Genomic DNA, 23,990 nt, shown 5'->3' with positions numbered 1-23,990 from the left:
CCGTGCAGGTAACACGCCGGCGCCGGATCAACGAGCAGGGACAGATCAGCCTCTTCGGCAGACGAGTCGGCCGCCGGACCATGCTGGTGACGGCGGGCATCGCCGTCACCCTGGGCATCACGGGCACCGCGGTCGCCCAGACCCACCAGTTCGGCACCCAGCAGGTCGGCCAGGTCACCGCCCACGGCCAGGTCGCCTCGGACGACCAGTACATAGCCCCGTACGGCGACCGCACCGTCATCAACGACGGCAAGATCATGTCGTCCTCGGTCAGCCCGGACGGCAGCCACCTCGCCGCCGCGGTGGCCGACGGTGACGCGGCGCTGGTCATCATGGACCTGAAGACCGGTCAGGTGAAGCAGAAGGTCGGCACCAACGCCGCGGACGACCTGCGCATCAGCAGCGCCTCCGTCGGCCAGGAGGGCCCGACGTACTCGCCCGACGGCAAGCAGCTGTGGCTGGGGCAGAGCGACGGCTACACCAGGTTCGACGTGAACGCCGACGGCACGCTCTCCCACCCGACGACCGTCTCCATGCCGGCCGACGGCTCCCAGCACGCGCTCGTGGATGGGGCCGTGTTCTCGGCCGACGGCTCCACCGTGTACTCGGCGGTCAACGGCCAGAACCGGGTGGTCGCCATCGACGCGGCGACCGGCGCCGTCAAGCAGACCTGGGCCGTGGGCAACGCGCCCCGTGGCATCGCCCTGGTCGGCGACAAGCTCTACGTCAGCAACGAGGGCGGGCGTCCGGCCAAGGCCGGCGACACCACGATGAACTCCTACGGCACCAGGGTGCCGGCCGACCCGGACACCGGCGCCGCCACCACCGGCACGGTCAGCGTCATCGACCTGGCGGACCCGTCGGCGGCCGTGGGGAGCATCGACGTCGGTCTGCACCCGACCGCGGTGTACGCGACGAAGGGTGCGGTGTTCGTCACCAACACCGCCGACAACAGCGTGTCGGTCATCGACACCGCCAAGGACAAGGTCGTACAGACCATCGCCACCCAGCCGTGGCCGGAGGCGAAGGTCGGCTACGAACCCAACGCGGTGACGCTCACGCACGACGGTCACCTGCTGGTGACGCTCGGCCGCGCCAACGCGGTCGCGGTCTACCGATACACCTCCCCGCAGCAGCCGGCCGGTTTCGTCGGGCTCCTCCCGACGGACTACTTCCCCTCGGAGATCACCACGGCCGGCAAGAAGGTGGTCGTCTCCAACACCCGTGGCATCGACGCCCGCCGTCCCACCACCAACGCCGGGCACGGCACCCACGACACGACCTCCAGCCTGACGCAGTTCACGCTGCCGGACGACAGCGTCATCAGATCCGAGACGGCCAAGGTCTTCAAGCAGAACGGCTGGACCCCCGGCTCGGTCACGACGGCCAAGGGCAAGAGCCACGCGAAGCCGGTTCCGGTCCCGGTGCGGCTCGGCGACCCCTCGACGATCAAGCACGTCTTCCTGCTCGTCAAGGAAAACCGGACCTACGACCAGGTCTTCGGTGACATGAAGCAGGGCAACGGCGACTCCTCGCTCACGCAGTTCGGCGAGAACGTCACGCCGAATCAGCACGCGCTGGCCCAGCAGTTCGGCCTGTACGACAACATCTACGACATCGGCACGAACTCCGCCGAGGGCCACAACTGGCTGATGCAGTCGGACAACCCGGAGTACACCGAGTCCTCGGCCGGTGAGTACACCCGCAGTTACGACACCGAGGACGACGTTCTCGGCCACCAGAAGTCCGGCTTCATCTGGAGCGGCGCGCAGGCGGCCGGCAAGTCCGTCAAGGACTACGGCGAGTTCCAGTCGATCGAGAGCAAGCCGTCCGACGCGACCTGGCAGAACCTGTACTGCGACGCCAAGAACATGGAGGCGACGGGGCAGAAGACCGCCTACCCCATTCAGACGGGGTCGGCGATCCCCTCGCTCAACAAGGTGTCGGTGCCCGGCTTCCCGCTGTTCGACCTCAGTGTCCCGGACGTCTACAAGGAACAGGTCTGGAAGCAGGACTTCGAGAAGAACGGTCCGGCGAACCTGAACATGTTCTGGTTCTCCAACGACCACACCGGTGGCCCGCCGAGCCCGGCTGCCGAGGTCGCGGACAACGACCTCGCGGTCGGCAAGATGGTCGACGAGATCACGCACAGCCAGTACTGGAAGGACTCGGCGATCTTCGTCGTCGAGGACGACTCACAGGCCGGCCTCGACCACGTCGACGGCCACCGTGCCCCGGTCCAGGTCATCAGCCCGTGGGCCCAGCACGGCACCGTCGACAGCCACTACTACTCGCAGATCACGATGATCCGCACCATCGAGCAGATCCTCGGGATCCACCCGATGAACCAGATGGACAGCGCGGCCACCCCGATGTTCGGCGCGTTCACCCGGAAGCCGGACTACACGCCGTTCAAGGCGCAGCCCAACCGGACCTCGCTGACCCTCGGCCTGAGCACCCAGCCCTCCTGCGGCTCGGACACCCCGAGTCCGCAGGTCGCGGGAGCGGCGCCCGCGCAGACCTTGGTGACGGTGCCGGCGTCCGAGCGGAAGGTCGCGGCGCAGTGGAAGGCCTGGGAGTCCCACCAGCGGCTCACCGGCACCAAGGCGGTGCCCGACTTCGCGAACCCCGAGCAGATGAACCGCCTCACGTGGTACGAGACGCACAACTGGTCCAAGCCGTACCCGGGCGACAGCAAGATCTACGCGCCGAACGACGTGCCGGGCGCCTACATCCCGTCGTCGGAGAACGACGGCTGACGTAGGGCGAATGACCCGCAGGTCGATCGGCTTGGCCGCCCGTGAGTGTGCCAGCAGCAGGCGCACAGGACCCGGGCCTGTGAGGAGGTCCGGGTCCCTGGGAGGGGGTGTCACGCGGTGGCACGGTGCGCCAGCGCACGGGCCTTGGCCGCCCACTCCCCCATCCTCGTGATGGCGGAGGTCAGTTGCTTCACCGCGGCGGAGATCTCCTTCACCGGCTTGCGGAGGTGCCGGCTCACCCGGACCAGGCCGCCCACCGAGGTGCCGAAGGAGGAGATCTGCGCCAGACCTTCCTGCGCGGCCTCGTCCAGGGACATCAGCTGCTCCAGGAACTCCTCGACTCCCTCGCCTCGCTCGTCGGGCGGCGTCATTTCGATGAGCCCCAGCGCTGCCCGCACTCCGCTGTCCATGGTCGTCATCCGCTCCGCGAACACGGCAGCGACGGTGTTCAGCTCGCCCGCCGGTGCGCTGATCGTTTCCGCGTACCGGGCGACGGCGGCGAGCCGTGCGCTCATGGGCGCGTTCGCCTGGGTCAGATCGAGCATCTCGGTGCCGGACTGCTCGGTCAGCGTTCCAATCGTCTCGACCGTCTTCGTGATCGCCTCCATGTCGGCGGCCATCTCGTCCAGCCCGTCCTCGATCACGGCGAAGTCGTCGAGCAGACCGGGCGCGTCCTCGTCCTCGTCCTTCCCGCCGTCGCCGGCTTTTGAGGCGTAGGCCGTTCCGTCACCGGTCTGGAGTCCGCGCAGCACCCGCGCCGGCGTGAGGAGTTCGAAGCCGTCCCGGAGCCCGGCTTCCAGGGCGCTCTCGATCTCTTTGCGCGCTTCGGCCAGATGGCTGCGCTTCCGCTGGTAGCGGATGGTCCTGATCGACGCGATGTCGAAGGGCAGCTGCCCGGCCTCCCCGATATGGATCGTCGGCTTGCCGGTGATGTGCCGCAGCCCGAGCTCGTACATCACGTTGGGGTTGCCGCCGCTGACGTCCGCGACGACCAGGTCGGATTCGACGACGTGCCGACAGATCTGTTCGTTGATGTCACCGGCGTGCGCGATGCCGTCCGCGCGCACGGCACTGATGCCGTACTTCTCGCAGGCGGGGGCGATCACCTGCTCGAAGATGCCGAGGTGGTGCTCGTACGCCTCGCGCTCCGGGCTGCCGTGCTCGGCGTGCGGGTCGCCGATGGGGCCGACGACGAAGCATTTCCGGGGCTGGTCGGACTCCTGTCGGAGCGCCTGTGACGTGATCATGCGGGAACCTCCGATGAGCGAGTGTGGATGTCATGGGGCCGGGCTGCGGGCGTCGCGTCGTCCTCCAGGGGGACGGCGTAGACCGGCCGCTCCTCGATGCCGAGGGTGCGCAGCATGTAGGCCGTGGGGATGCGGTACTGTCCGCCGACCCGCAGCACGGGACACGGGAAGGCTCCGAGGCGGATCAGCTTGTACGCCGTCGCGGGGCAGATGCCGAAGGCGCGGGCGGCTGTGCGCAGGTCGACGCTCAGGGGCAGGTCGAAGGCCTCCGCGAAGCCGAGCGGCGGGCCGGGCCGCCCGCTCACCGCCCGGCTCCCGTGGGGCGCAGGACCAGCGTGCCGATGAGGTCGGCCTCCTCGTGGCGGCGGGCCCGGAACACCAGGTCGGGCAGGCGGGTACCGGTTCGCCGGCCGTCTTGCCGGGGGCGCGGCTCGGCGAAACGGAGCGTGGCGTACAGGCCCTCGCGGCGGGGCGGGGGCGTGATGTGTACTTCCCATCCTTCAGGCGGCCGGGGGCTTTCCTCCGGCGGCGTGGTGGCGTTGCGTGCCTCGGCGAAGGCACCGATGTCGACGACGGGGATCTCCCGCGTGACGCGCTTCGCGTAGGCCCACATCCGGTTCACCGCCTCCTTGATCAAGCAGCCCCCCGGGTCCGGGCCGTCCGGGTCGGCCGCGTCGAGGGCGGCAAGCACGGCCAGGACGGCCTCCGCCTCCAGATCAGCCCGGTCGACCCGCCGCCAGAGGCGCAGGATCCGGTGCAGGTTCCGGTACAGGCCGGGGAGGACGAGCCAGACGACAAGCAGCCGTCCGGCGCCGTCGCCGTCCCGCGGCTCACGCCGGGCCTCGATGACGGCCTGTCGCCAGACCGCCGCGCCCAGCGCCGCGTCCCGGTGTGCGCCGTAGAGCACCTTCCTGCTCTCCTCCGGGGAGAGCAGGACCGCACGGGAGCCGATGTGCACCGTGAGGGACGGCCGTGTGGCGACGCCGGGCGGCCCGAGGACGCCCCGGTCGATCCGGGCGAAGACGCTCCCGGGTTCGGTCGATGTCATCCCTCCTCCTTTGCGGCCTCGTCGGGTCGGAGGTACGCCAGGGCGGCGGCGGCTCGGGCGCAGGCACGGGCGAGGTCGGTCAGGGCCGACCGCACGGCCGCGTGCCGCGTCATGCGGGCCGGGTACGCCGTCCCGTTTCGGTGCCGGGACCGTGCGGCGGGCGACGCGGGCGGGTGGAAGTGGATGCCGCCGTACACGGCGTGGCCGACGTTCACCCCGTAGTCCGCCCACTGGCTTTCGCCCCGCTCGCTCCAGGGCGGAGCCTTGTAGGGGGCGGTCACCGGGCGGGCCCCGAGCCGGCCGGCGGAGGGGCCACGGGCAGGCCGACGGTGAGACCGCCGACGACGTCCCTGCCGACGGCGGCGCCCTGGTGGACGTACTGGGACAGGCTCGTCCGGCTCGGGACGTCGGCATGGGCCGAGGGCTTCGGCTCCGGCGTCTCCGCCACGGCCGACCGCACGTCGTCGCGCGCGTGACCCGGCACGCGGATCCAGCCGTAGCCGCCGAACTCCTTGACCTGCACATGGGCCCGCACGTACTGGGCGGGGTCGAGGTCCCGCCGCCCTGACCGCACGACGTCCTGGTAAAGCCGGTCCGACACGATGACTGCGAGATCCGCCGCGGTGAGGGTGGCCAGTACGGCCTTGAGCTGGGGCGCGTTGACATACCTCGCCACAGCGACCGGGGCAGGGCCGGCGTGGCCGAGGGCGGCGTCCGCGACCACTCCGGTGTCCACGGCCATCCGCAGCCTGATCCGCTGGGCTGCCGGGCGGGCGTTGCGGTCCCGGAGGCGGACCGCGAGATGGTGGACGAAGGGGCCGAGCACGCAATCCTCCGGCGTGCCCTCGGGGAGGACAGCGAACTCCAGGTCGCCCTGCGGCTGACGCGCCCAGGCTGCCCTGTCCAGTCCGGTCAGTACCGCCGCTTCGTCCAGCATCCGAACCAGCTCGGACTGGACAGCCGACTGCGTCCGGGTGTCGAGACGGCTGTACTGCTCCACGTCCGCGGCCAGGCACAGCCGGCGGTGTGTCAGGTCGTCCGGCGGGCGGAGATGAGAGAGCTCCTTCATGGCAAATCGCCACCTTCCAGGGTTGGGTGCGGTGCACGCCAACTGTGGGCGGAAGGGGCGGGAGCAAGGAAGAAAGCCGCATTAATGCGGCTTTCTAGGCATGCTCTTAGGCGGCCGGCACACTCAGCAGGGCCGTCTCGCGCAGACGGGCCATATTCTCGATGGAGGTCTGACTGCAGCCGGTGGTGATGATCTCGTCATTCCGTAGTTGGGCGAGAGCCTTGTGAACGGTGTGCGTGGTCGATGCGGTGAGCGCAGCGAACTCCGACTGGGACAAATTCACGTCTATGCGCACCCTGTTCCGGTCGAGCCCTCTGAGCGTCCGTCTGGGCTGCCCGTACGACTCCGCGAGTTCGACGAGAACGCGCGCCAGCCGCACCCGGACGGGGTATGCGCCCAACTCCAGCCGTAGGCGGTCGGCTCGGCGCAACCTGCCGCAGAGCATGCGGTTGAGCGCCAGTAACGCCTCGGGATGAGCGAGGAAGAAGGGCTCCAGTTCGTTGCGCGGGACAACGGTGGCGGACACGTCGCCGCAGGAGGTGACCGTGGCCGATCGCGGTCCGACACCCATCGCCGCCACCTCGCCCACGACGTCCCCGGCGATCCTGATGTCCCTCAGTAACACCCGGCCAGGGTCCAGCCGGGCCGTCACCTTGACCAAGCCCTCGTGGAGGACCACCAGCTCCTGCGCGTGGTCGCCTTCGTGGATGAGTACGTCTCCCACCGCGTAGCGGAGTCGCGTACCGAGCCGGGTGAAGGCCGAGCGTGTTCCGGGCGACAACGTGTCGAGGAAGGCCGCGCGGCCGTTGGGGTTCGAGCTGTGCATCATCTGCACAGCACAGCACTCGGTCACCGCGGCGGCGGACCATTCCGCCCGGTCCTCCGGTGCGCCGGACGCACGCCGGGGCGCGCGGCGGCGCACGGCCGGAGCATTCATGCGGGTCGGAACCGGGCAGGGCCGGTGCCGTTCAGCTCCGGTCGGAGTCGTGGATCGCCTCTGCCACGCCGTAGGAGCCGAGGAGGAGTAGTTGATCCAGCAGATCGAGGATCCCGGACCGGAGCGCGGGTGAAGTTGCCTGGACGTACGCACGGACCAACAAGCGGCCGATGGCGCGGGCGTCGGCCGCCACACCACGGGCCAAGTCGGCCGAAGCGGCTCCGAACACCGTGACAAAGCGGTGCGCGCATGTCAGAACCAACTCGTCGACCCGGTCCGGGGCGTCTTCGAGCGTGATCAGCAGTTGAGGCAGGGCGGCCTCGAAGGCGCGGGAGTCGATCAGTGCGGTCACTGTCCGCCGGTAGGGGCCCAGGCGTCGGCCGCGCAGCGCGGCGGCCACCGTGGCGGCGGCTTCGCGCACGTCCTCCTCGGGGTCGTGGAAGAACCGGACGAGTGCGTGGTGGGCGAGCGCCGCGTCACCGGTGTTCAGGAGGCGCTGGGCGCACACTTCGGCGGCTCCCTGCCGCTGTGCCGTGTCGTTACCGGCAAGCACCTTGGCCAGCAGGTCAGACGTCTCCCACTCCATTGCGGCCAGCGCGGCGACCTGGCCGCCGACCTGACGCACCGGCGCCACCGGGGAGTACAGCATTCGTCGAGTCAGCGGTCCGGCCGACGCCGGGTCTCCGTGCATCAGCGCAACGGCCAGGCGGGCAACGTACGGTGACGCCAGCAGGTGGTCGGCGGTCTGGACGAGCACCGCGAAGGCATCTGCCGCCGCCGGGCGGTCGTGACGGATCGCGGCATGCAGCGTGTGGGCCACGCACGCCCGGACGTCGAGGGAGGAGTCGGCCGCGAGTCGGCCCAGGTGGGGGACGATCAGGGCGGCGCGGGAGCCGTCCGCGTCGTGGACGAGCAGATCGCCCAGGCTCTCGGCCGCGCTCCCTCGCACGGTGTTGATCCCAGCGGTGAGCAGATCACGCGCCACGTCGTCCCCGTCCGCGCCGGACACGTGCGCGCCGGCCAGATCGTCGGCGTCGCTCGGCTCACCCACGTCGAGAGCGCGGCTCAGGAGTGCCTCCACCAGGTCGAGCGGCACGTGATCGAGGTACTTCCGCAGGGCGTGCCCCAGCCACCGGTCCTGTCCCGGCCTGCCTTTGCCCGCGAGGTGGCGCACTGCCGCGAAGACGGTCTCCGGATCGTCGTACAGCTCGGCCTCCCCAAGGCCGAGGAGCAATGAGGCACCGTAGGCCGGGTGTGTGCCGGCGTCGATCCGCAGGGCGAGCCGCGCGAACCGGCCGGGGTCCGCCACGGTCATGCTCCGCAGCACGTGGGACAGTTCGCGCGCCCCGCCGGTGTGGGTCGTCCAGTCGGTTCGGTCCCGGCTGTGTTTCCTCATGGCCCTCAGCCACTGGTCGTCACTCATGTGCTGGGCCGCCTCGGCCGGGATAGGCGGTCCCACACCCCCACCCGTCACCCCCTCCGGTTCGTCCGGCCCCCGTCGGTCGCCGTGGAGCCGGCGGAGTTCTCCGAGCCGGCGCGTCGCCCGCTCGGAGAGCCGCCCTTCGGGAAGCGCCGTCAACAGGGTGAACTCGTGCCAGGGCGAGAGTGTGCCGTCCGGGGGAAGGCGCAGGTGGAGCAGGAACCGTTCCAGCCGCCCGAGAGTGTGGTCGGGCAGGGCACCGCCGATGGCGTGGAGGACCTCGCGTGCGCCCCACACGGCATTGGCAACGTAACCGGACAGCAGACGGTGTCCGCCCTGGAAAAGGATTTCGGCGGACCAGGGGGCGAGGTCGGGGCCTCCGGCGGCCAGCGCCCGGTAGAGCAGCCACTGCGCCGCCTCGTACGGCTCGCTCACCAGAGGTTCCACGAGCTGACGCGCTCGCGCGGCGTCCCGGCCTGCCGTACTGCGCAGAGCTTCGGCCGCGCCTTGCAGCAGGGCCTCGCCCAGGTCGCCGGGATCGTCGCCGGGGTGGCGGTGCGAGAAGTGGCGGTCAGGGACGGGCCGCCCCGTTCGTACCGGACAGGCGGTCAGGCTCATGACGGCCAGCAGGACCGGCAGCATCCGGACGCAGAACTCCTCCGGCGCGCCGGCAGCAGCGGCGGTCACCGTCTTGAGTGCCGTGTGGTCCCGGTTCAGCAGTACCGCCACCCTGCCTCGGCCGTCGAGCTGGAGTGCGTACGGGCGGTCCGCCAGCAGTGCGCCCAGCAACTCGACCACCCAAAGGGGTTCTTCGGCCGCCAGATCGCCCGCCGGAACCCAGAGGGCGTGCTCGACTCCCTTGAAGAGGCCCGCTCGCACGCCGCCGAGCAGGAGATCGAAGAGCGGTCGGCTGCCGGCCAGGCAGGCGTGGGGAACGATCCGGATCAGCCACGCCCCGTACCCGGGATCAGCGGTGTGCGGTTCCAGAAGCCGGGCCACCCGGTCGGGCAGGGCATCGGCGACCGCCACCAAAAGCCCTACCGCCCAGTCCTGTTCTCTCGTGTCGGCGCTGTCGAGCCAGTTCTCGAAGACCCCCTCGTCATCCGCGCGACGGAACCAGGCAGGCGTGGCGAGCATGTCGACGAGGCGGTCGCGGAAGGGCGGGCGCGTGTCCAGCACACGTGCGACGACACCCCACTCGGTGGCGGTGGGAGCGTCCAGGTTGCGCAGCACGGCCAGGGTCAGATGCTTGAGGTGGTAGCGGATGTCCGGATCGGTCAGCAGTGCCTCGACCTCCTCGGCGAACCGCTCCGGGTCGAGATCCCGCAGGTGATCGAGCACCTGCCGAAGCTGTCCACGGCGGAACAGCTCCTGCTCTCCGCCCGTGAGGAAGGCAACCAGGCTCTCTTCGCGCCGAAGCCAGTCGCGGGCGAAAGCGTAGTCGAAAAAGCTCTCGTGGAAGAAGGCCAGCTGACGGCCGTCGCGTACGCAGACGTGTTCTGACTCCAGTACCTTCCGGCTGGCGGCGAGGTCGTCCGAGTCGAGCACGCTGTGCGGCACGGACAGCCGCTGGCGCGCACTCATGACGGCGACGAGGGCCGAGACCGCGTCGTGGAAACGCACGGATGGACGCCGGGCGCACTCCTCCTGCTTGGTGTCCCAGAAGGCATCGAAAAGCTGCCGGGTCGTGCGGAAGAGGAGGGCCTCCTCCTGGTCCGCGACCTGGGCGAGGAGGACCAGATGCAGGGGTGAGCGCAGCAACGCCCTCTGCGACGGGGTTAATCGGGAGGCGTCCAGGCCCATGCCGGTGACGGCGGTGTCGACCTGGGCGTCGGACAGCGACCCGACCGTGACGCGTGTGCAGTGGTCCGAGGCAGTGAGCCTGCGGATGCGAACGTCGGCCTCGGCGTCGAAAGCGCGGCAGGCCAGGACCACTCGCATCCCGGGATGCGCCGCAGCTTCGTCCACCATGTCGGCCACCGCGTCGAAGGTCTCCGGGATGCGTCCCGAGGCCATGCTGACGGCGTCGAGCTGGTCCACGAGGAGGACGCAGGGCCGCCCGTCCGCCACCGCGCCCAAAGCGCTGACCGGGGACATGGGCAGGCCGACACGCTGCCCCAGTTCATGGGTCGAGCCGAAGGGTTCCAGGCGGTCGAGACGGAAGGCAAGAACCGGAGTGGCCGCCTCATCGAGGGCGGTGAAGGCCTGGTGCAGCACGGCGCTCTTCCCGCCGCCCGCCGTGCCGCTCAGCAATACGAGCCGCCGGGTGCCCTCCCTGACCTCCGCCACGAGGCACACGGCCTCCTCCCGGGGGATTGTGGGCCGGAGCAACGTACGCTCGATACTCGCCGCCCACCGGCGCGTCACCGTTCTCACGGTGTTGGACACCGCGACAGCGTCGGCCCGCACGACGCCCCGCAGTCCGTACGGCGCCAGGAGGGTGGTGAGGGCCGCGGCGTCGAGTGTCGTTCCCAGGTTGTCCAGCAGGACTTGACCGAGGGCAAGCGCCGCCAGGCGGCCCGGTGCTCCGGCCAGGACCTGTTCGGCCAGGATTCCGTTGGTGTGCACGAGGTCCCGTTCGTCATGCCACTCAACCCTGAACCCTCTCAACATCCTCCAGGCCGTCGTGGTCGACCCGTAGACGGCGCCCGAGGCGAGGGCGTCGAAGTGGCCCCGGAGCTCGTTTGTCAGCCACTCGGCCTCGAACGAGGCGAGATCGTCGGAGCGGCGGGCGCGGTCGGCGAGTTCGTCGAGCGCACGGGCGGGGAGTGCGGAGACAAAGTGGAACACCCTGCCCGCCTCGACATGCGAACGCAGGCTCTCCCACACTCCTTTGCGGCGGAGGGAGGCCACATTCCAGCTGTTCGCGTTGTGGTGCTGCCGCTTGACCTGATGCACCTCCGTGCCGTGGTCGTGCCGGTAGACGAACTCGACCCCGTCGCCCAGCGGCCCACCCGGTTCGACGCGGAGCGACGTGCCCGATCCCAGCAGTACGTACAGGGCATGTCTGATTGTCCAGGCCCCCTCGTAGCGGTTGCCGAACTTGTCCGTCTCGCCACCAGGCCGCGGTACCACTGTGCCCCCACCCCCTCCGACCCGGACGGGCCGCGCACGTGCCCGGACGCTACCGCAAGCAGGCGAGGCACGCTGAGGACCACTGAGCCCGCCTTGTCGAGCGGGGATGGATGGCGGTGATCCACCTTCTGCAACAGGTGCGCGGCGTGCCGGCGATGGCCGACGAGAACTTGCCGGCAACCGCCGGAGAGGATCTACGGCAGGGCCCTGGTCGTGCTCGCGACCAGGCGGCCCACCTCGAAGCCCTCGAGGTGGGCCGTGTGTGCGGAGGCGGCACCGTGGACCAGCAGGTCGGCCTGGCCGCCGGCGAGGTCCACGGAAGCGCGCGGGCGCTGGTCGAGGTACACGTCGACGCGGTCGACGTTCTCCGCCGTGAGCGTCATGTGGAGGGCGCCATCGACGGGGGCGGCCTCCGTGATCGTCACGGCGTGTGGAGCGAGACCCTGCAGAAGCCGGCCCGCGTGGTCCAGGAGATCGAGGTTGCCCTCCAGCAGGTCGCGGCGCGTCATGCGGTGCAGTTCGTCGGGCACGACACCCAGGTCCTCCACCGGTGTGCCCGAGTTCGGGCCGACCCGCAGCGTGCGGCGTATCGACACCCGCATGCCGGCGCCCTTCGGCAGGGGCAGGTAGGGCGTGCCCGGGTCGTCCGCCAAGAAGTCGGAGAGCAGATCATGCGTCCATACATTGGCGCCGCCGGCGCCGGTGTTCTCGTCGGTGCCGAGCACGGGGCCGATGCCATGGTCCTGGAAACCGGCAGCGAAGATGTCCGTGGCCGAGTAGCACCGGGCGTTGGTGATGAGTACGACGGGCCCGAAGTACTGCTGCCCGATGGCGTTCGCGCCGTCCTCGGGGCTGATCGGGAAGGCGCCGGAATAGACCGAGCCGGTCTCGACGGCCTGTTCCATGGAGGGCACCCAGGGCCCCAGATCCAGTCCCGGACCGCCCTGGAACCGCCGACAGATCCGCAGATTGAGCGGGGTGTTGAGGAACTGCACCGGTTCGGGAGTGATCCGCCGCGGTGTCAGCGTCTGCAGGGTGAACTCGGCTGCGTGAATGTGCCCTCCGCCGTTGTCCCGGACGTCCACGATGAGGCCGCCCTGCGGCAGTTGACGGATGAGCCGGACGAACTCGGCGACGAACATGCCGGGATCGGTGACGTTGAACGTGAAGATGCGGATGTGGCCGAACGTCCCGGACGGGGTGGTGACGGCCCGGGCCCGGAACACCTTGGGCATGCTGGTGGCCACCTCACCCGCCCCCAGGTCCGGCAGGGAACCGTCCGCTTCGGCGGCCCGTTCCTGGGCGACCACCCGGGGCGCGAACAGGAGCACTTTGGCCCGCTGGGTTTCGTCACCGTCGAGGTCCAGGCCCTGGAACGCGGGAGTGTCCCGGTCGGCGGAGGCGAACGAGGGCAGGTTCTCCACGATCTGCCAGCTCTGCCGGAGTTCCCTGGCCGTTCCGGCGAGGTCGAGGTAACTGACCGTCACCCACTCCTCCAGCGGCGGAAGGTGCATGATGAGCGGCCGCACGGTCAGCGACTGCACACCTCGGCTGCGCCGGGCCGCCGTGTTGCTACCGGCGAACCGAGCCGCGTTGAGGTCGACGGCGTCCAGGATGGGGATGCCGCTCCAGTGGGTGATCTCGGCCCCCGGCTCGAACCCAGGGGCCGAGAAGCCGCTCATCACGTGGGTGACCAGGAACCGGGTGCGGTCCCCGTCAGTGCAGGACTCGACCAGGAACGGAAGGAAGGCGATCTTGTCGTTGAAGGGGTCGGGCAGCAGGTAATTCGTGTGCAGGTCTCGCACGGAGTGGAAGATCTCCGACATCTCCGCGTGGAACAGCCACTCCCTCGGCATGGTCTGCGGTGTCTGCCGCTCCATGCGCCGACCCAGCAGCCGCAGCCGCTGGACCGGGTTGACGGCGTGCATGGCGGTTTTCAGCGGCAGATGGGCGTAGTTCTGCTCCAGCAGGACCAAGGCCTGGTCCACGAGGAGCCGACGATCCTCCAGGGACAGCTGGTCGGCGCCCTGGAGGAAGGCGGGCAAGGGGGCCGCACCGAGCAGGTGGTCACGTACCGGTTCCTCCGCGTTCTGGAGGAACTCGGGTGCGTTCTCATGAACGGGCTTGGTCATGATGACGCGCCGGCCTTTCACGACGTATGAGCGGAGCTCGACGAATTCAGCTCCATCGGATGTCGGACGTGGACCGCAGCGGCGAGCGCTCCGCTGCCGCCTCGGGCACATGCTGGGTGTCGCCCTTGTGGAGGGCGGCGGGGAAACGCACCCGGGTGCGGTCCTCGACCTCGCCGAGGGTGACCTGGAAGACCCGGAACTCGTCCAGTTCCAGCGCTTCGAGCTGGTCCAGGCTCTGCGTGAGCAGAAACGCTCTCGCCTTCAGTTCGCCGTTCTCGGTGAACGCGATGACCTTGTAGAACTCCCGGGGTATGCGCACGCCCCGGTAGACCCGGTCGTCGTCCTGGAAAACAGGCCCGCCGAAGACGCTGATTCTCAGGTCATCGACTTCGACGTCGGCGAAGACGGCGTCTTCCAGCGCGCCCCACACCCCGTTCTTGGCACTCTGGTTGAAGTCGTCCATCTGCGGGGTGATATTCGTGTAGAAGAACGAGTCGGTGTTGGCCTTGCTCGCCTCCGGCAGGCTGCCCCAGAGCAGGTCCGCACGGCGGGCGATGTGCCCCCGGTCGAGCCGGTTGGCCTGGTACAGCTCGTTGCCGACCTGCGCCGTGCCGGGCAGCCGCTGGTCCTTGACGAAGGGGATGCCGCTCCGGCTGAGCTTCTTCAGCGAGCCGCCGTCGACGTTCCAGGCCACCCAGAACGGGAAGCGCCGCTTCTTGTTCAGGGTGAGGGAGAAATGCGTGTACGGGATGACCGGCGAGCCGTCCAGGAGGGCGGCGTCCCGCGAGAGGTCGGTGTCCAGTTCCGGGGCCTCGACCCGCTCGCCGAGGAATTCGGCGTCGTAGCCGGCGATGATCTCCAGCTGCTCCGGCGCCGGCTGGCTGAGGGTGATGTCGAGCTTCTCGAACACCGAGGTGGACAGGCAGGCCAGGGCGTGCTCGTCCGGGTCGCCGGTGCCCTCGCCGGCGAAGTGCAGACCGGCGAGCACCGTGCTCGTGCGCTCGTCATCCTCCTTGAACATCCACACCGAGCCGGAGTCACCGCCGCTGCTGACCTCTCCGCCCGCCGACGGATGGTCGGGGTCCGGGCCGATCTCGAAGCACCCGATGGTCTGCAGGCCCGTCACCCCGCCGTAGTCGATCTTCGCTACGGTGTCGATGCGGCGGACGGTGCCGTGGGTGACGCCGGTGGACCGGCCGCTCTTGACGACCTTGTCACCGAGTTCGGGCTCCCCCAGGGTCTGCGGGGCGACGTCGAGTTCGAGGATCTCCGGGAGGGAGCCGCGGTCCTTGATGGTCGCCACAGCGCAGTCCCCGGCCACGCCGAGGTGGGAGCGCTTGAGCACGCCCATCCGGTTGCGGTCGATGCGATTGTCGTCCCGAGTGCCGGGCTGCACGACCTCGATCCCCAGTTCGCCGAATGCGCCGTGCAGCACATGCCAGTTGCTGAGCACGTACGGTGTGCCGTCGGCCCGGTCGAACACGATGCAGCCTATGGTGCCGGCCGACACCGTCACCGCGCCGACGCTGGCTCCGGGCCGGACGGGGTCCAGCCGAGTCTTGCGCAGCGGGCTCTCGACCTCGGCCACCATGTGGAAGCTCGGCTTGTAGGTGCGCTCTATGACATCGGTGGGCACCTCCATACCGTCGACAGTGATGCTCGCCGGGATCGGCGATGTGCCCAGGGATTCCAGCTCCTCCGGCTCGGCCTTGGTCGCCACGGTGAACTGCAATGCCACTTCCCCGCCCTGCTGATCGCCGGTGACCTTACGGCCGACGCCCACCGAGGTGATGTTCGGATCCTCCAGCAGATGCGGCCCCCGGACGCGTATGTACTGCCTCAACGACGCGATGAGGTCACTGTCGGAAGACGAGCCCGTCTTCGCCGAGGCGGTCTTCGCAGCGGACTTCGACGCGGCCTGCGGTTTCGGGGCCCTTGAGGTGGTCTTCTTCGTGTTCGTCGTTCTGGTAGACATGCCGGCACATCCCCTCATGTGCGAGACAGCACCCGAGAAGCGTCGCTCACCGGCAACGTCTTTTGTCGGTGGAGCATTCGATCGCGGCACCGCCGGCCGGACGAAGGGCGGCCACGGCGCTTGCCACATGGTCGATTTGGACACCGCTCGACAGCGACCCCGCTGGAAATTCAGGTTCTGAAGAAACTCGGAAAGCGGTTTTAGCCCTCATCTCCATGATGGTTGAGCGGCACGAAGAGGCAAGTCGACATTGCCACTCGAATAGGGTCCAGTGAAGCGTCAACTGTTGAAACGAGGCTCAAGGTTGTACGTCGACGGGGACGGTGGCCGGGGCAGTGTGCGGGCCGTTCGGGCTGGGCATCCTCGCCCATCAGGCCTTGACGCTCGATGAGTTCGGCCGGCGTGGGCCCTGGGATGTACACGTGGCCGGCCAGGGCGCCTTCGCGTCCACCACCAAAGCCGTGCGGAGAGGCAACCGCCCGCGGCGAGACAGACCGTCCCCATGCCGCCCGCGCTCGGCTCTCGCTCAACGGCGTGGACACCGATCCGACGCGGCACGCCCGCGCCGTTCTCCGTTCACCGGTGCGTCTCCCCCTGCGCGCGATCACCCCATCGTGACGCCGCGTGGTGCACCGGCCGATCTCCGGTCCCATGTGTCCGTCCAGCTGCGTGGACGGAGGTACGGCCGGGAAGCCGGCCTCAGCCGCCGCGCCGCACCCGGGCCGCCCTGCGGGCCTCCGCGAGCTTCTGGGCCTCGCTGCTCTTGCGGGACGACCTGCCACCGGAGCCGCCCTTCGCGTCCTTGGCGCTGCCCAGGCCGCGGAACGGCGCGTTGTGGTTCTTGGCGCGCGATACGGCCGACCGGCCGTCGAGAGGCTCGCCGGAGGGGGCCTTGGCGCCGGTGATCCGGCTCAGCTCCGCCTCGCCGGACCGCACCTTGGTGACCTTGGGAGCGACCTCGGCGTCCGCCATGACCTGGCTCGTCTCGCGGCGCTGCCCCGGCAGGACGAGTGTCACGACGGTGCCGCACCGGCCGGCCCGGGCGGTGCGGCCCGCTCGGTGCAGATAGTCCTTCGGGTCGGTGGCCGGGTCGACGTTGACCACGAGGTCGAGGTCGTCGACATGCAGGCCGCGTGCGGCGACGTTCGTCGCCACCAGCGAGGTGACCTGTCCGTTCCTGAACTGGGCCAGGGTCCGGGTGCGCTGCGGCTGGGACTTCCCGCTGTGCAGGGCGGCGGCGGCCACGCCGCTGGCCCGCAGATGCCGCGTGAGCTGGTCGACGCCGTGCTTGGTGTCCAGGAACAGCAGGACGCGGCCGTCCCGGGCGGCGATCTCCGTGGCCACGGCGTACCGGTCCGGGCCGTGCACGACGAAGACGTGATGCTCGATCGTGGAGACCGCGCTGGACGCGGGGTCCACGGAGTGGACGGCGGGGTCGCGCAGGTAGCGCTGCACCAACTGATCGACGTCGCGGTCGAGGGTGGCGGAGAACAGCATCCGCTGTCCGTCGGAACGCACCTGGTCCAGGATTTCGGTGACCTGCGGCAGGAACCCCATGTCGCACATCTGGTCGGCTTCGTCCAGGACCACGATGCGCACTCGTCCCAGTCGGCAGCCCTTGCGCTCGATGAGGTCGTGCAGCCGACCGGGCGTGGCGACGACGATCTCGGCGCCGTCCCGCAGCGCGGCGGCCTGCCTTCCGATGGACACCCCACCCACCACGGTCGCAAGCCGCAGCCGCAGGGCCTCGGCGTACGGGGTGAGCGCCTCACCGACCTGCTGCGCCAGCTCCCTGGTGGGGACCAGGACGAGCGCCAGGGGTTCTTTGGGCTGGGCACGTCGCCCGATCGTCCGGGCGAGCACACCCAGGCCGAACGCGAGCGTCTTGCCGGAACCCGTGCGGCCTCGGCCCAGGACGTCCCGTCCGGCGAGCGCGTCGGGCAGCGCCGCAGCCTGGATGGGAAAGGGAACAGTCACATCGTGCTCGTCGAGCACTCTCAGAATCCCGGCAGGCAGCCCCAGCTCTGCGAAGGACGCCACCGTGGGCAGCGCCGATGCAGCGCCCCCGGCCTCGGCGGGTCCGTGGTCCTGCCGCCGGTCATCGACACGTGCTGATTCGCTCACTGAAAGCCTTCCTCCGAAGGGACCGTACCGAGGAAGGCGCGGCGGGGACGCGGTCACCAGCCAGGGACGCCGAGCGGAGCACCGACACGGCAACGCTGCAAAGAGTGGACTCTAGCATGGGGTAAGCGGCCCGTCCCTCCCCCGCGGACTTCGAGACCCCGAACAGCGGGCCGAGCCGGCGCAGCGTCAAGTTGGTGCGCCGGTACGCTGCGACGAGCAGGACACGGTCTTCCAGCGGAAGACTCCCGGGCCTACCGCGCCGGACGGCGTCCGTTCCCTCGTGGCGTAGAGCGGTCACGAGCTTGCGGAAGCAGCGCGGGCCCACCCCATTGAACGGGCCTGTCCAAGACCGCTGCGACGCCGTGATCACACCAGCCACACCGTGATCATCGCACTCGGGGCGACCGGGACCCGGTCCGCTCTCACACCTCCGGGATGAAGGCAGGGTCGATGCCCACCGCGGTCACGCCCTCGCGCACGGAACGGTCGAAGTGCCTGATCTCTGACACCAGGACATCCCAGCTGACGGGCGTGGTCCAGAAGTCCGGCGTGAGGATGGAGCCGATCCGCCAGCCCTGCTCGGAGTGCACAATGCGGATCAGCCCCTCCTCCGCCTGCATCGAGTCCAGCTCGAAGTCCTCATGGCCCGCAGCCGGACTCTGGAGCCAGCGCGCGAGGTGGTACGCCAGCTCGGCGACAGGGAACTGCTCCTCGGACCACACCGCCCGCCCCTGCTCCCAGATGGACAGCCCTGCCTCGATGTCGAGGAGCAGCACCGCCAAGGGAGCCTCCTGCGGGGTGAGACCCCGCCGAGGCAGGTCCGACAGTCCAAAGTTTCGGCAGACGAACCGCACTGCCCGGCCTCCACGAGATCTGGGGCCGACAACATCCAGGCCGACCAAATACGGAAAACCGTACCAAGACGCGTCAGGTGTCCCGCCCGGCGCCCCATGAGCGGGACATCACTTGGGCACCCTCACGGACGAGGAGTGGGCTGCCTGCCCCGAACTCAGAGCCCTGCATCGTTCGCGCCCACAGCCGTCGACCGCCTGCTCGATCTGGGACCGCACCTTCGGCGTCGAGGCGTGGGAGAGCAGCCCCAGGGTGTCGGGCCTCGAGATCACCGACGCCATCCAGCCCGGCGGCATGACCTTGCAGCCCCGCCAGATCAGTCGATCTGGCGGGGCCCGTGTTCGGTATGCGGCCGGAGGCGTCGAGTCGAGTCTGCACCCCTGGAAGGCGGCCACGCACTGCACACGGCGCTGCTGCGACCACGCGGGGACGCCGCTCTCCCGCTCAGACCTCTTCGCCCCCATACGGCAGCGCTCAGGAACACCGGTCCGGTCGGCCCGTGGGTGGCCGGATACAGTGCGCGAGACGGCAGCCCGGTCAGAGAGGGGAAGCATGCCGGACACCAGCGACGCCCGACCCGCCGGGGGTGAAGCGCCAGCTCCGCGGCAGAGCCGGCTGCACCGCCTGATGCGCTACCTCCCCCTGATCGCCCCCGTCCTTCTGTGGGCCGTGCCCTGCTGGGTGCTGCTGTACACCGGGCAGCACTGGCCGCCGGCCGTCACGTCGGCCGGAACCGGCGTGTTCGTCCTCGGCCTTGCAGGTATGCCGTTCGCGATGGTGCGCGGCCACGGACGGCGTCAGCAGGACCGGGCGGCGATCACCGGTGACACCCTGCTGGGCTCGAGCTGGGTTCTGTTCACCTGGTCCGTTCTGCTCGGTGTCTTCCTGCGGCTCGCCCTGACCGTGGCCGGTGTCGGCGAGAGCCAGGACCGGGCCCGCGTCGTCACGTGGGCCGTCCTCGGCGTGAGCGCCGCGCTGCTCGGCTGGGGGTACGCCGAGGCCCGCCGCGTGCCGCGCGTCCGCCGGCTCGACGTGCGGCTCCCGCGACTGGGTGCCGGGCTGGACGGGCTGCGTGTCGTTCTCATCACCGACACCCACTACGGTCCCCTCGATCGCGCCCGCTGGTCGGCACGGGTGTGCGAGACGGTGAACACCCTGGAAGCCGACCTGGTCTGCCACACCGGCGACATCGCGGACGGCACGGCCGAACGCCGTCGCGCCCAGGCCACCCCCCTGGCAACCGTGCGGGCCACCCGCGCCCGGGTGTACGTCACCGGCAACCACGAGTACTACAGCGAGGCCCAGGGCTGGGTCGACCTGATGGACGAGCTGGGCTGGGAGCCGCTGCGCAACCGCCATCTGCTGCTCGAACGCGGAGGCGACACCCTCGTGGTCGCCGGCGTGGACGACGTCACCGCCGAGTCCTCCGGCCTGACGGGCCACGGCGCCCACCTCGCCGGAGCCCTGAACGGCGCCGACCCCGACCTCCCCGTCCTGCTCCTGGCACACCAGCCCAAGTTCATCGACCGGGCGGCAGCCGCCGGCATCGACCTCCAACTCTCGGGCCACACGCACGGCGGCCAGATCTGGCCCTTCCACCACCTCGTACGCCTCGACCAGCCGGCCCTCGCCGGTCTCAGCCACCACGGCGCTCGAACGCTGCTCTACACCAGCCGCGGCACCGGCTTCTGGGGCCCGCCGTTCCGCGTCTTCGCCCCCAGCGAGATCACCCTGCTCGTGCTCCGCTCCCCGCACCAGCCGACCTCGACGTAGTGCTCGTAGGGGCGGCAGGGTCTCTGTCGCTCTCGTTCAGTGAGCCGGCCTCTGCGTCCTTCGGTCCGGGGCGGACGTGGACGGGGTGGAGTCAGGACCATCCTGGCTCCACCCTTGGTGCGTCGATGCACGCTTTCGTAGGTCGTATGTCCCCTCAGGTGCGGGTCCAGCGCTGGTTGGCGCCGTTCGAGCAGGTGTAGAGCTGGATCAGGGTGCCGTTGCCGGTGCCTCCTGCGACGGCGTCGAGGCAGAGGCCGGACTGGACGCCGACGATGGACCCGTCCGAGTTGAGGCGCCATTTCTGGTTCTCGCCGCCCCAGCAGCCGTAGATCTGGACCTTGGTGCCGTTGCCGGTGCCGGCGGCGTCCAGGCACTTGTTGCCGAAGACCCTGAGCTCGCCGGCGGCGGTGTACGTCCACTGCTGGTTGGTGCCGTTGTGGCAGTCCCACAGGTTGAGCTGCGTGCCGTCGGCGGCACCGCTGCCGGGCACGTCGAGGCAGCGGCCCGAACCGGCGCCCTTGATCGCTCCGGAACCCGAAGGGGGCGTGGGGGTGCCGCCGTTGAGGGCGTTGAGGACGGCGGTGTACGCGGACTTCTTGCTGCCGTCGCCGTTGAACAGCAGCGGCGTCTGCTCCGCTCGCCAGGAGTCGGTGTCGCGCACACCCCAGACGGTGATACCGAGGCAGCGTGGGACGGCCAGGCAGTCATTGGTCACGTTCGCGTACGTCGTGGCCGGGGCGCCCTGGATGTCGAGTTCGGTGATGGCCACGTCGACGCCGAGGGCGGCGAAGTTCTGCAGGGTGGTACGGAAGTTGCTGTTGTAGGGGCTGCCGCTGTTGAAGTGCGACTGGAAACCGACGCAGTCGATCGGCACGCCGCGCTGCTTGAAGTCCCGGACCATGGCGTACATGGCCTGGGTCTTGGCCCAGGTCCAGTTCTCGACGTTGTAGTCGTTGTAGCAGAGCTTGGCGGCCGGGTCGGCGGCGCGCGCGGTGCGGAAAGCGACCTCGATCCAGTCGTTGCCGGTGCGCTGCAGGTTGGAGTCGCGCCGCGCTCCCGAACTGCCGTCGGCGAACGCCTCGTTCACGACGTCCCACTGGGCGATCCTGCCCTTGTAGTGGGCCATCACGCCGTTGATGTGGTTGATCATCGCCTGGCGCAGCGTGCTGCCGCTGAGGCTCTGCATCCAGCCCGGCTGCTGGGAGTGCCAGGCCAGGGTATGGCCGCGCACCTGCTTGCCGTTCTGCACCGCCCAGTTGTAGACGCGGTCGGCGGCGGTGAAGTTGAACTGGCCCCGCTGCGGTTCGGTGGCGTCGATCTTCATCTCGTTCTCGGCCGTCACCGAGTTGAACTCACGGCCCGCGATCGTCGTGTAGGCCGAGTCGCCCAGTCGGCCCGAGGCGATGGCAGTGCCGAAGTAGCGGCCGCTCTGCGCCGCCGCGGCGCCGAGGGTGTTCTCGGCGGCATGTGCGGTCGGCGGCACGACCAGTGCGGCGACCACGCCCAGGACGGCGGTGACCAGCATCAACAGCAGGCCGCGGACCTTCCGGCGGACAGCGGGTCTGAGAAGGACGTACGAGCCCATGGCTGTGCCTCCAGGGTAGGAATCATGGAAGGACGGAGAGGGCAGCACGGAGTCACCGAACACCACGGTCCGGGGACCGGGACGATCTCAACCGGCACGGACGGCACCCGTGCCACGCATGTTCGACATACCGAACTATGACCGACCCTCAGGCAGGGATGATTGAGGCGTTGATGACAGGTCGTCAATACTCCCGACGAAAGAAGATTTCGCTCCGTCTTCCGAAACTTCCGATGCCCCAAGGAGCCGGACGACGCCCCCTGTGGCCGTCGTCAGCTGCCGTGGAGCCCGAGACGAGGCGCTGTTTGTGGACAGATCGGCGACAGCCCTTGACCTATGGCCCCGGCATTCCTAGCTTGTGGCGTCGAAGCTTCCGGGAATTCCTCGAAATGTTTCGAGGTTGCCCCCTCTCTCCCCGGCACGTCCGCTCCGCCGTTCATCGGGGTCACTTCACCCCCACTCCCGAAGAAGGAGGCCCTCTGATGTGGTTTCGCCCCCCGTCCCCGGTCCGTACCAGACGATTACTCGCCGTTCTCGCGCCCCTGCTGCTCGTGGCCGGCTTCCTCGGTGCCCAGCCCGCCGCCGCGGCGACCGTAGACCCCAACGCCTCGTATGTGCTGGTCAACCGCAACAGCGGCAAGGCCCTGGACGTCTACAACATGGCGACCGGTGACGGCGCCCGCATCACCCAGTGGTCCAGGAACGATCAGAACCAGCAGCAGTGGCAGTTCGTCGACTCCGGGGGCGGCTACTACCGCATCAAGTCCCGCCACTCGGGCAAGGTCCTGGACGTCCAGAACCGGTCCACCGCGAACGGGGGCTCGATCGTCCAGTGGGCCGACTCGAACGGCACCCACCAGCAGTGGCGGCTCGCCGACAGCTCGGACGGCTACGTGCGGCTCATCTCGCGCCACAGCAACAAAGCCCTCGAAGTACAGGGCTCCTCCACCGCCGACAACGCCAACGTCGTCCAGTACGACGACTGGGGCGGCACCAACCAGCAGTGGCAGCTCGTCAAGGTCGGCGGCGCCAACCCCGCACCGTGCGACCTTCCGTCGACCTACCGATGGACATCGACGGGCGCGCTGGCGCAGCCCAAGCCGGGGTGGGTCTCGCTCAAGGACTTCACCGTCGTCCCCTACAACGGCAGGCAACTCGTCTACGCGACGACGCACGACACCGGGACGCGCTGGGGCTCGATGAACTTCGGCCTGTTCACCAACTGGTCGGAGATGGCCTCGGCGAGCCAGAACACGATGTCGACCTCCACGGTCGCTCCCACGCTCTTCTATTTCGCGCCGAAGAACATCTGGGTGCTGGCCTACCAGTGGGGCGGGACCGCCTTCTCCTACCGCACGTCGAGCGACCCCACCAACCCGAACGGCTGGTCCTCCCCGCAGGTGCTCTTCTCCGGCAGCATCGGCGACTCCGGAACAGGCCCCATCGACCAGACGCTCATCGGTGACGGGACGAACATGTACCTGTTCTTCGCCGGTGACAACGGCAAGATCTACCGGGCCAGTATGCCGATCGGGAACTTCCCGGGCAGCTTCGGCTCGACCTCGACCGTGGTGATGAGCGATACGAAGAACAACCTGTTCGAAGCCCCGCAGGTCTACAAGCTGCAGGGCCAGAACCGCTACCTCATGATCGTCGAGGCGATCGGTGCGCAGGGCCACCGCTACTTCCGCTCGTTCACGGCCACCAGTCTGAACGGCTCGTGGACACCCCAGGCCGCGACCGAGAGCAATCCCTTCGCCGGCAAGGCCAACAGTGGCGCCACCTGGACCAACGACATCAGCCACGGCGAGCTGATCCGCACCGGCCCCGATCAGACCATGACCGTCGATCCCTGCCGGCTGCAGTTGCTCTACCAGGGGCGCAGCCCCAACTCCGGCGGCGACTACGGTCTTCTGCCCTACCGTCCGGGTCTGCTGACACTGCAGCGCTGACGGCCCGGGAAACAGGCAGGCCGGGAAGCATACGTGCTTCCC

15 protein-coding genes and 1 pseudogene are annotated in these 23,990 nt (G+C 69.4%); 3 read left to right on the top strand and 13 right to left on the bottom strand.

The window, feature by feature from the left end:
* Nucleotides 1-2 precede the first annotated feature (2 nt).
* A complete protein-coding gene (locus tag AB0B29_RS25030; protein WP_362243684.1) occupies nucleotides 3-2,759 on the top strand; it encodes a bifunctional YncE family protein/alkaline phosphatase family protein in 2,757 nt (918 codons plus the stop codon).
* Between the two features lie 110 nt (nucleotides 2,760-2,869).
* On the opposite strand, the gene AB0B29_RS25025 is transcribed toward AB0B29_RS25030, so the two are convergent.
* From AB0B29_RS25025 to AB0B29_RS24970, 12 genes and pseudogenes are all read right to left on the bottom strand, one after another.
* A complete protein-coding gene (locus AB0B29_RS25025; protein WP_362243683.1) occupies nucleotides 2,870-4,006 on the bottom strand; it encodes a hypothetical protein in 1,137 nt (378 codons plus the stop codon).
* On the bottom strand, nucleotides 4,003-4,311 hold the full coding sequence (locus tag AB0B29_RS25020; RefSeq protein WP_362243681.1) for a helix-turn-helix domain-containing protein: 309 nt from the start codon (nucleotides 4,309-4,311) through the stop codon (nucleotides 4,003-4,005). Before AB0B29_RS25020 ends, AB0B29_RS25025 begins: the two co-directional genes overlap by 4 nt.
* Entirely contained in the window at nucleotides 4,308-5,054 is a 747-nt protein-coding gene (locus tag AB0B29_RS25015; protein WP_362243680.1) for a hypothetical protein, read from the bottom strand. The genes AB0B29_RS25020 and AB0B29_RS25015 overlap by 4 nt, the downstream gene beginning before the upstream one ends.
* Entirely contained in the window at nucleotides 5,051-5,335 is a 285-nt protein-coding gene (locus AB0B29_RS25010; protein WP_362243678.1) for a hypothetical protein, read from the bottom strand. The genes AB0B29_RS25015 and AB0B29_RS25010 overlap by 4 nt, the downstream gene beginning before the upstream one ends.
* Nucleotides 5,332-6,123: a hypothetical protein gene (locus AB0B29_RS25005; protein ID WP_362243676.1), complete on the bottom strand. Its 792-nt coding sequence runs from the start codon at nucleotides 6,121-6,123 to the stop codon at nucleotides 5,332-5,334. The genes AB0B29_RS25010 and AB0B29_RS25005 overlap by 4 nt, the downstream gene beginning before the upstream one ends.
* 106 nt (nucleotides 6,124-6,229) lie before the next feature.
* Nucleotides 6,230-6,952 (bottom strand): Crp/Fnr family transcriptional regulator, encoded by a 723-nt coding sequence (locus tag AB0B29_RS25000; protein WP_362243674.1) that lies wholly within the window; start codon nucleotides 6,950-6,952, stop codon nucleotides 6,230-6,232.
* A 139-nt stretch (nucleotides 6,953-7,091) separates the two neighbouring features.
* Nucleotides 7,092-11,555 (bottom strand): ATP-binding protein, encoded by a 4,464-nt coding sequence (locus AB0B29_RS24995; RefSeq protein WP_362243672.1) that lies wholly within the window; start codon nucleotides 11,553-11,555, stop codon nucleotides 7,092-7,094.
* A 194-nt stretch (nucleotides 11,556-11,749) separates the two neighbouring features.
* Complete coding sequence (locus AB0B29_RS24990) at nucleotides 11,750-13,687, bottom strand: S41 family peptidase (RefSeq protein WP_362243670.1); 1,938 nt, start codon at nucleotides 13,685-13,687, stop codon at nucleotides 11,750-11,752.
* Between the two features lie 46 nt (nucleotides 13,688-13,733).
* Entirely contained in the window at nucleotides 13,734-15,662 is a 1,929-nt protein-coding gene (locus tag AB0B29_RS24985) for a DNA/RNA non-specific endonuclease (RefSeq protein WP_362243668.1), read from the bottom strand.
* A gap of 699 nt (nucleotides 15,663-16,361) precedes the next feature.
* Nucleotides 16,362-17,786 carry a DEAD/DEAH box helicase gene (locus AB0B29_RS24980; RefSeq protein ID WP_436845876.1) on the bottom strand — a complete coding sequence of 475 codons (1,425 nt, stop codon included), beginning with the start codon at nucleotides 17,784-17,786 and terminating at the stop codon, nucleotides 16,362-16,364.
* A gap of 142 nt (nucleotides 17,787-17,928) precedes the next feature.
* A pseudogene (locus AB0B29_RS24975) lies at nucleotides 17,929-18,165 on the bottom strand (transposase family protein); the annotation flags it as partial.
* Between the two features lie 43 nt (nucleotides 18,166-18,208).
* Nucleotides 18,209-18,562 (bottom strand): DUF7878 domain-containing protein, encoded by a 354-nt coding sequence (locus tag AB0B29_RS24970; RefSeq protein WP_362243783.1) that lies wholly within the window; start codon nucleotides 18,560-18,562, stop codon nucleotides 18,209-18,211.
* 628 nt (nucleotides 18,563-19,190) lie between these two features.
* Between AB0B29_RS24970 and AB0B29_RS24965 the strand changes: the two genes are divergently transcribed.
* Entirely contained in the window at nucleotides 19,191-20,411 is a 1,221-nt protein-coding gene (locus tag AB0B29_RS24965; protein WP_362243666.1) for a metallophosphoesterase, read from the top strand.
* A gap of 154 nt (nucleotides 20,412-20,565) precedes the next feature.
* Here AB0B29_RS24965 and AB0B29_RS24960 read toward each other — a convergent pair whose 3' ends face one another.
* Nucleotides 20,566-21,996, bottom strand: a complete 1,431-nt coding sequence (locus tag AB0B29_RS24960) for an endo-1,4-beta-xylanase (protein WP_362243665.1) — start codon at nucleotides 21,994-21,996, stop codon at nucleotides 20,566-20,568.
* 482 nt (nucleotides 21,997-22,478) lie between these two features.
* Between AB0B29_RS24960 and AB0B29_RS24955 the strand changes: the two genes are divergently transcribed.
* Nucleotides 22,479-23,948 carry a non-reducing end alpha-L-arabinofuranosidase family hydrolase gene (locus AB0B29_RS24955; protein ID WP_362243663.1) on the top strand — a complete coding sequence of 490 codons (1,470 nt, stop codon included), beginning with the start codon at nucleotides 22,479-22,481 and terminating at the stop codon, nucleotides 23,946-23,948.
* Nucleotides 23,949-23,990 lie beyond the last annotated feature (42 nt).

Source organism: Streptomyces tibetensis (assembly GCF_040647715.1).
Taxonomy (GTDB): Bacteria; Actinomycetota; Actinomycetes; order Streptomycetales; family Streptomycetaceae; genus Streptomyces; species Streptomyces tibetensis_A.
This window is presented reverse-complemented; position numbering and strand designations above follow the sequence as displayed.

Bases quoted from the DNA above. Each gene is read 5' to 3' on its own strand.
- AB0B29_RS24985 (WP_362243668.1), bottom strand. From the start codon at position 15,662: ATGTCTACCAGAACGACGAACACGAAGAAGACCACCTCAAGGGCCCCG.
- AB0B29_RS25000 (WP_362243674.1), bottom strand. From the start codon at position 6,952: ATGATGCACAGCTCGAACCCCAACGGCCGCGCGGCCTTCCTCGACACG.
- AB0B29_RS24955 (WP_362243663.1), top strand. From the start codon at position 22,479: ATGTGGTTTCGCCCCCCGTCCCCGGTCCGTACCAGACGATTACTCGCC.
- AB0B29_RS24960 (WP_362243665.1), bottom strand. From the start codon at position 21,996: ATGGGCTCGTACGTCCTTCTCAGACCCGCTGTCCGCCGGAAGGTCCGC.
- AB0B29_RS24965 (WP_362243666.1), top strand. From the start codon at position 19,191: ATGCCGGACACCAGCGACGCCCGACCCGCCGGGGGTGAAGCGCCAGCT.
- AB0B29_RS25005 (WP_362243676.1), bottom strand. From the start codon at position 6,123: ATGAAGGAGCTCTCTCATCTCCGCCCGCCGGACGACCTGACACACCGC.
- AB0B29_RS25015 (WP_362243680.1), bottom strand. From the start codon at position 5,054: ATGACATCGACCGAACCCGGGAGCGTCTTCGCCCGGATCGACCGGGGC.
- AB0B29_RS24990 (WP_362243670.1), bottom strand. From the start codon at position 13,687: ATGACCAAGCCCGTTCATGAGAACGCACCCGAGTTCCTCCAGAACGCG.
- AB0B29_RS25025 (WP_362243683.1), bottom strand. From the start codon at position 4,006: ATGATCACGTCACAGGCGCTCCGACAGGAGTCCGACCAGCCCCGGAAA.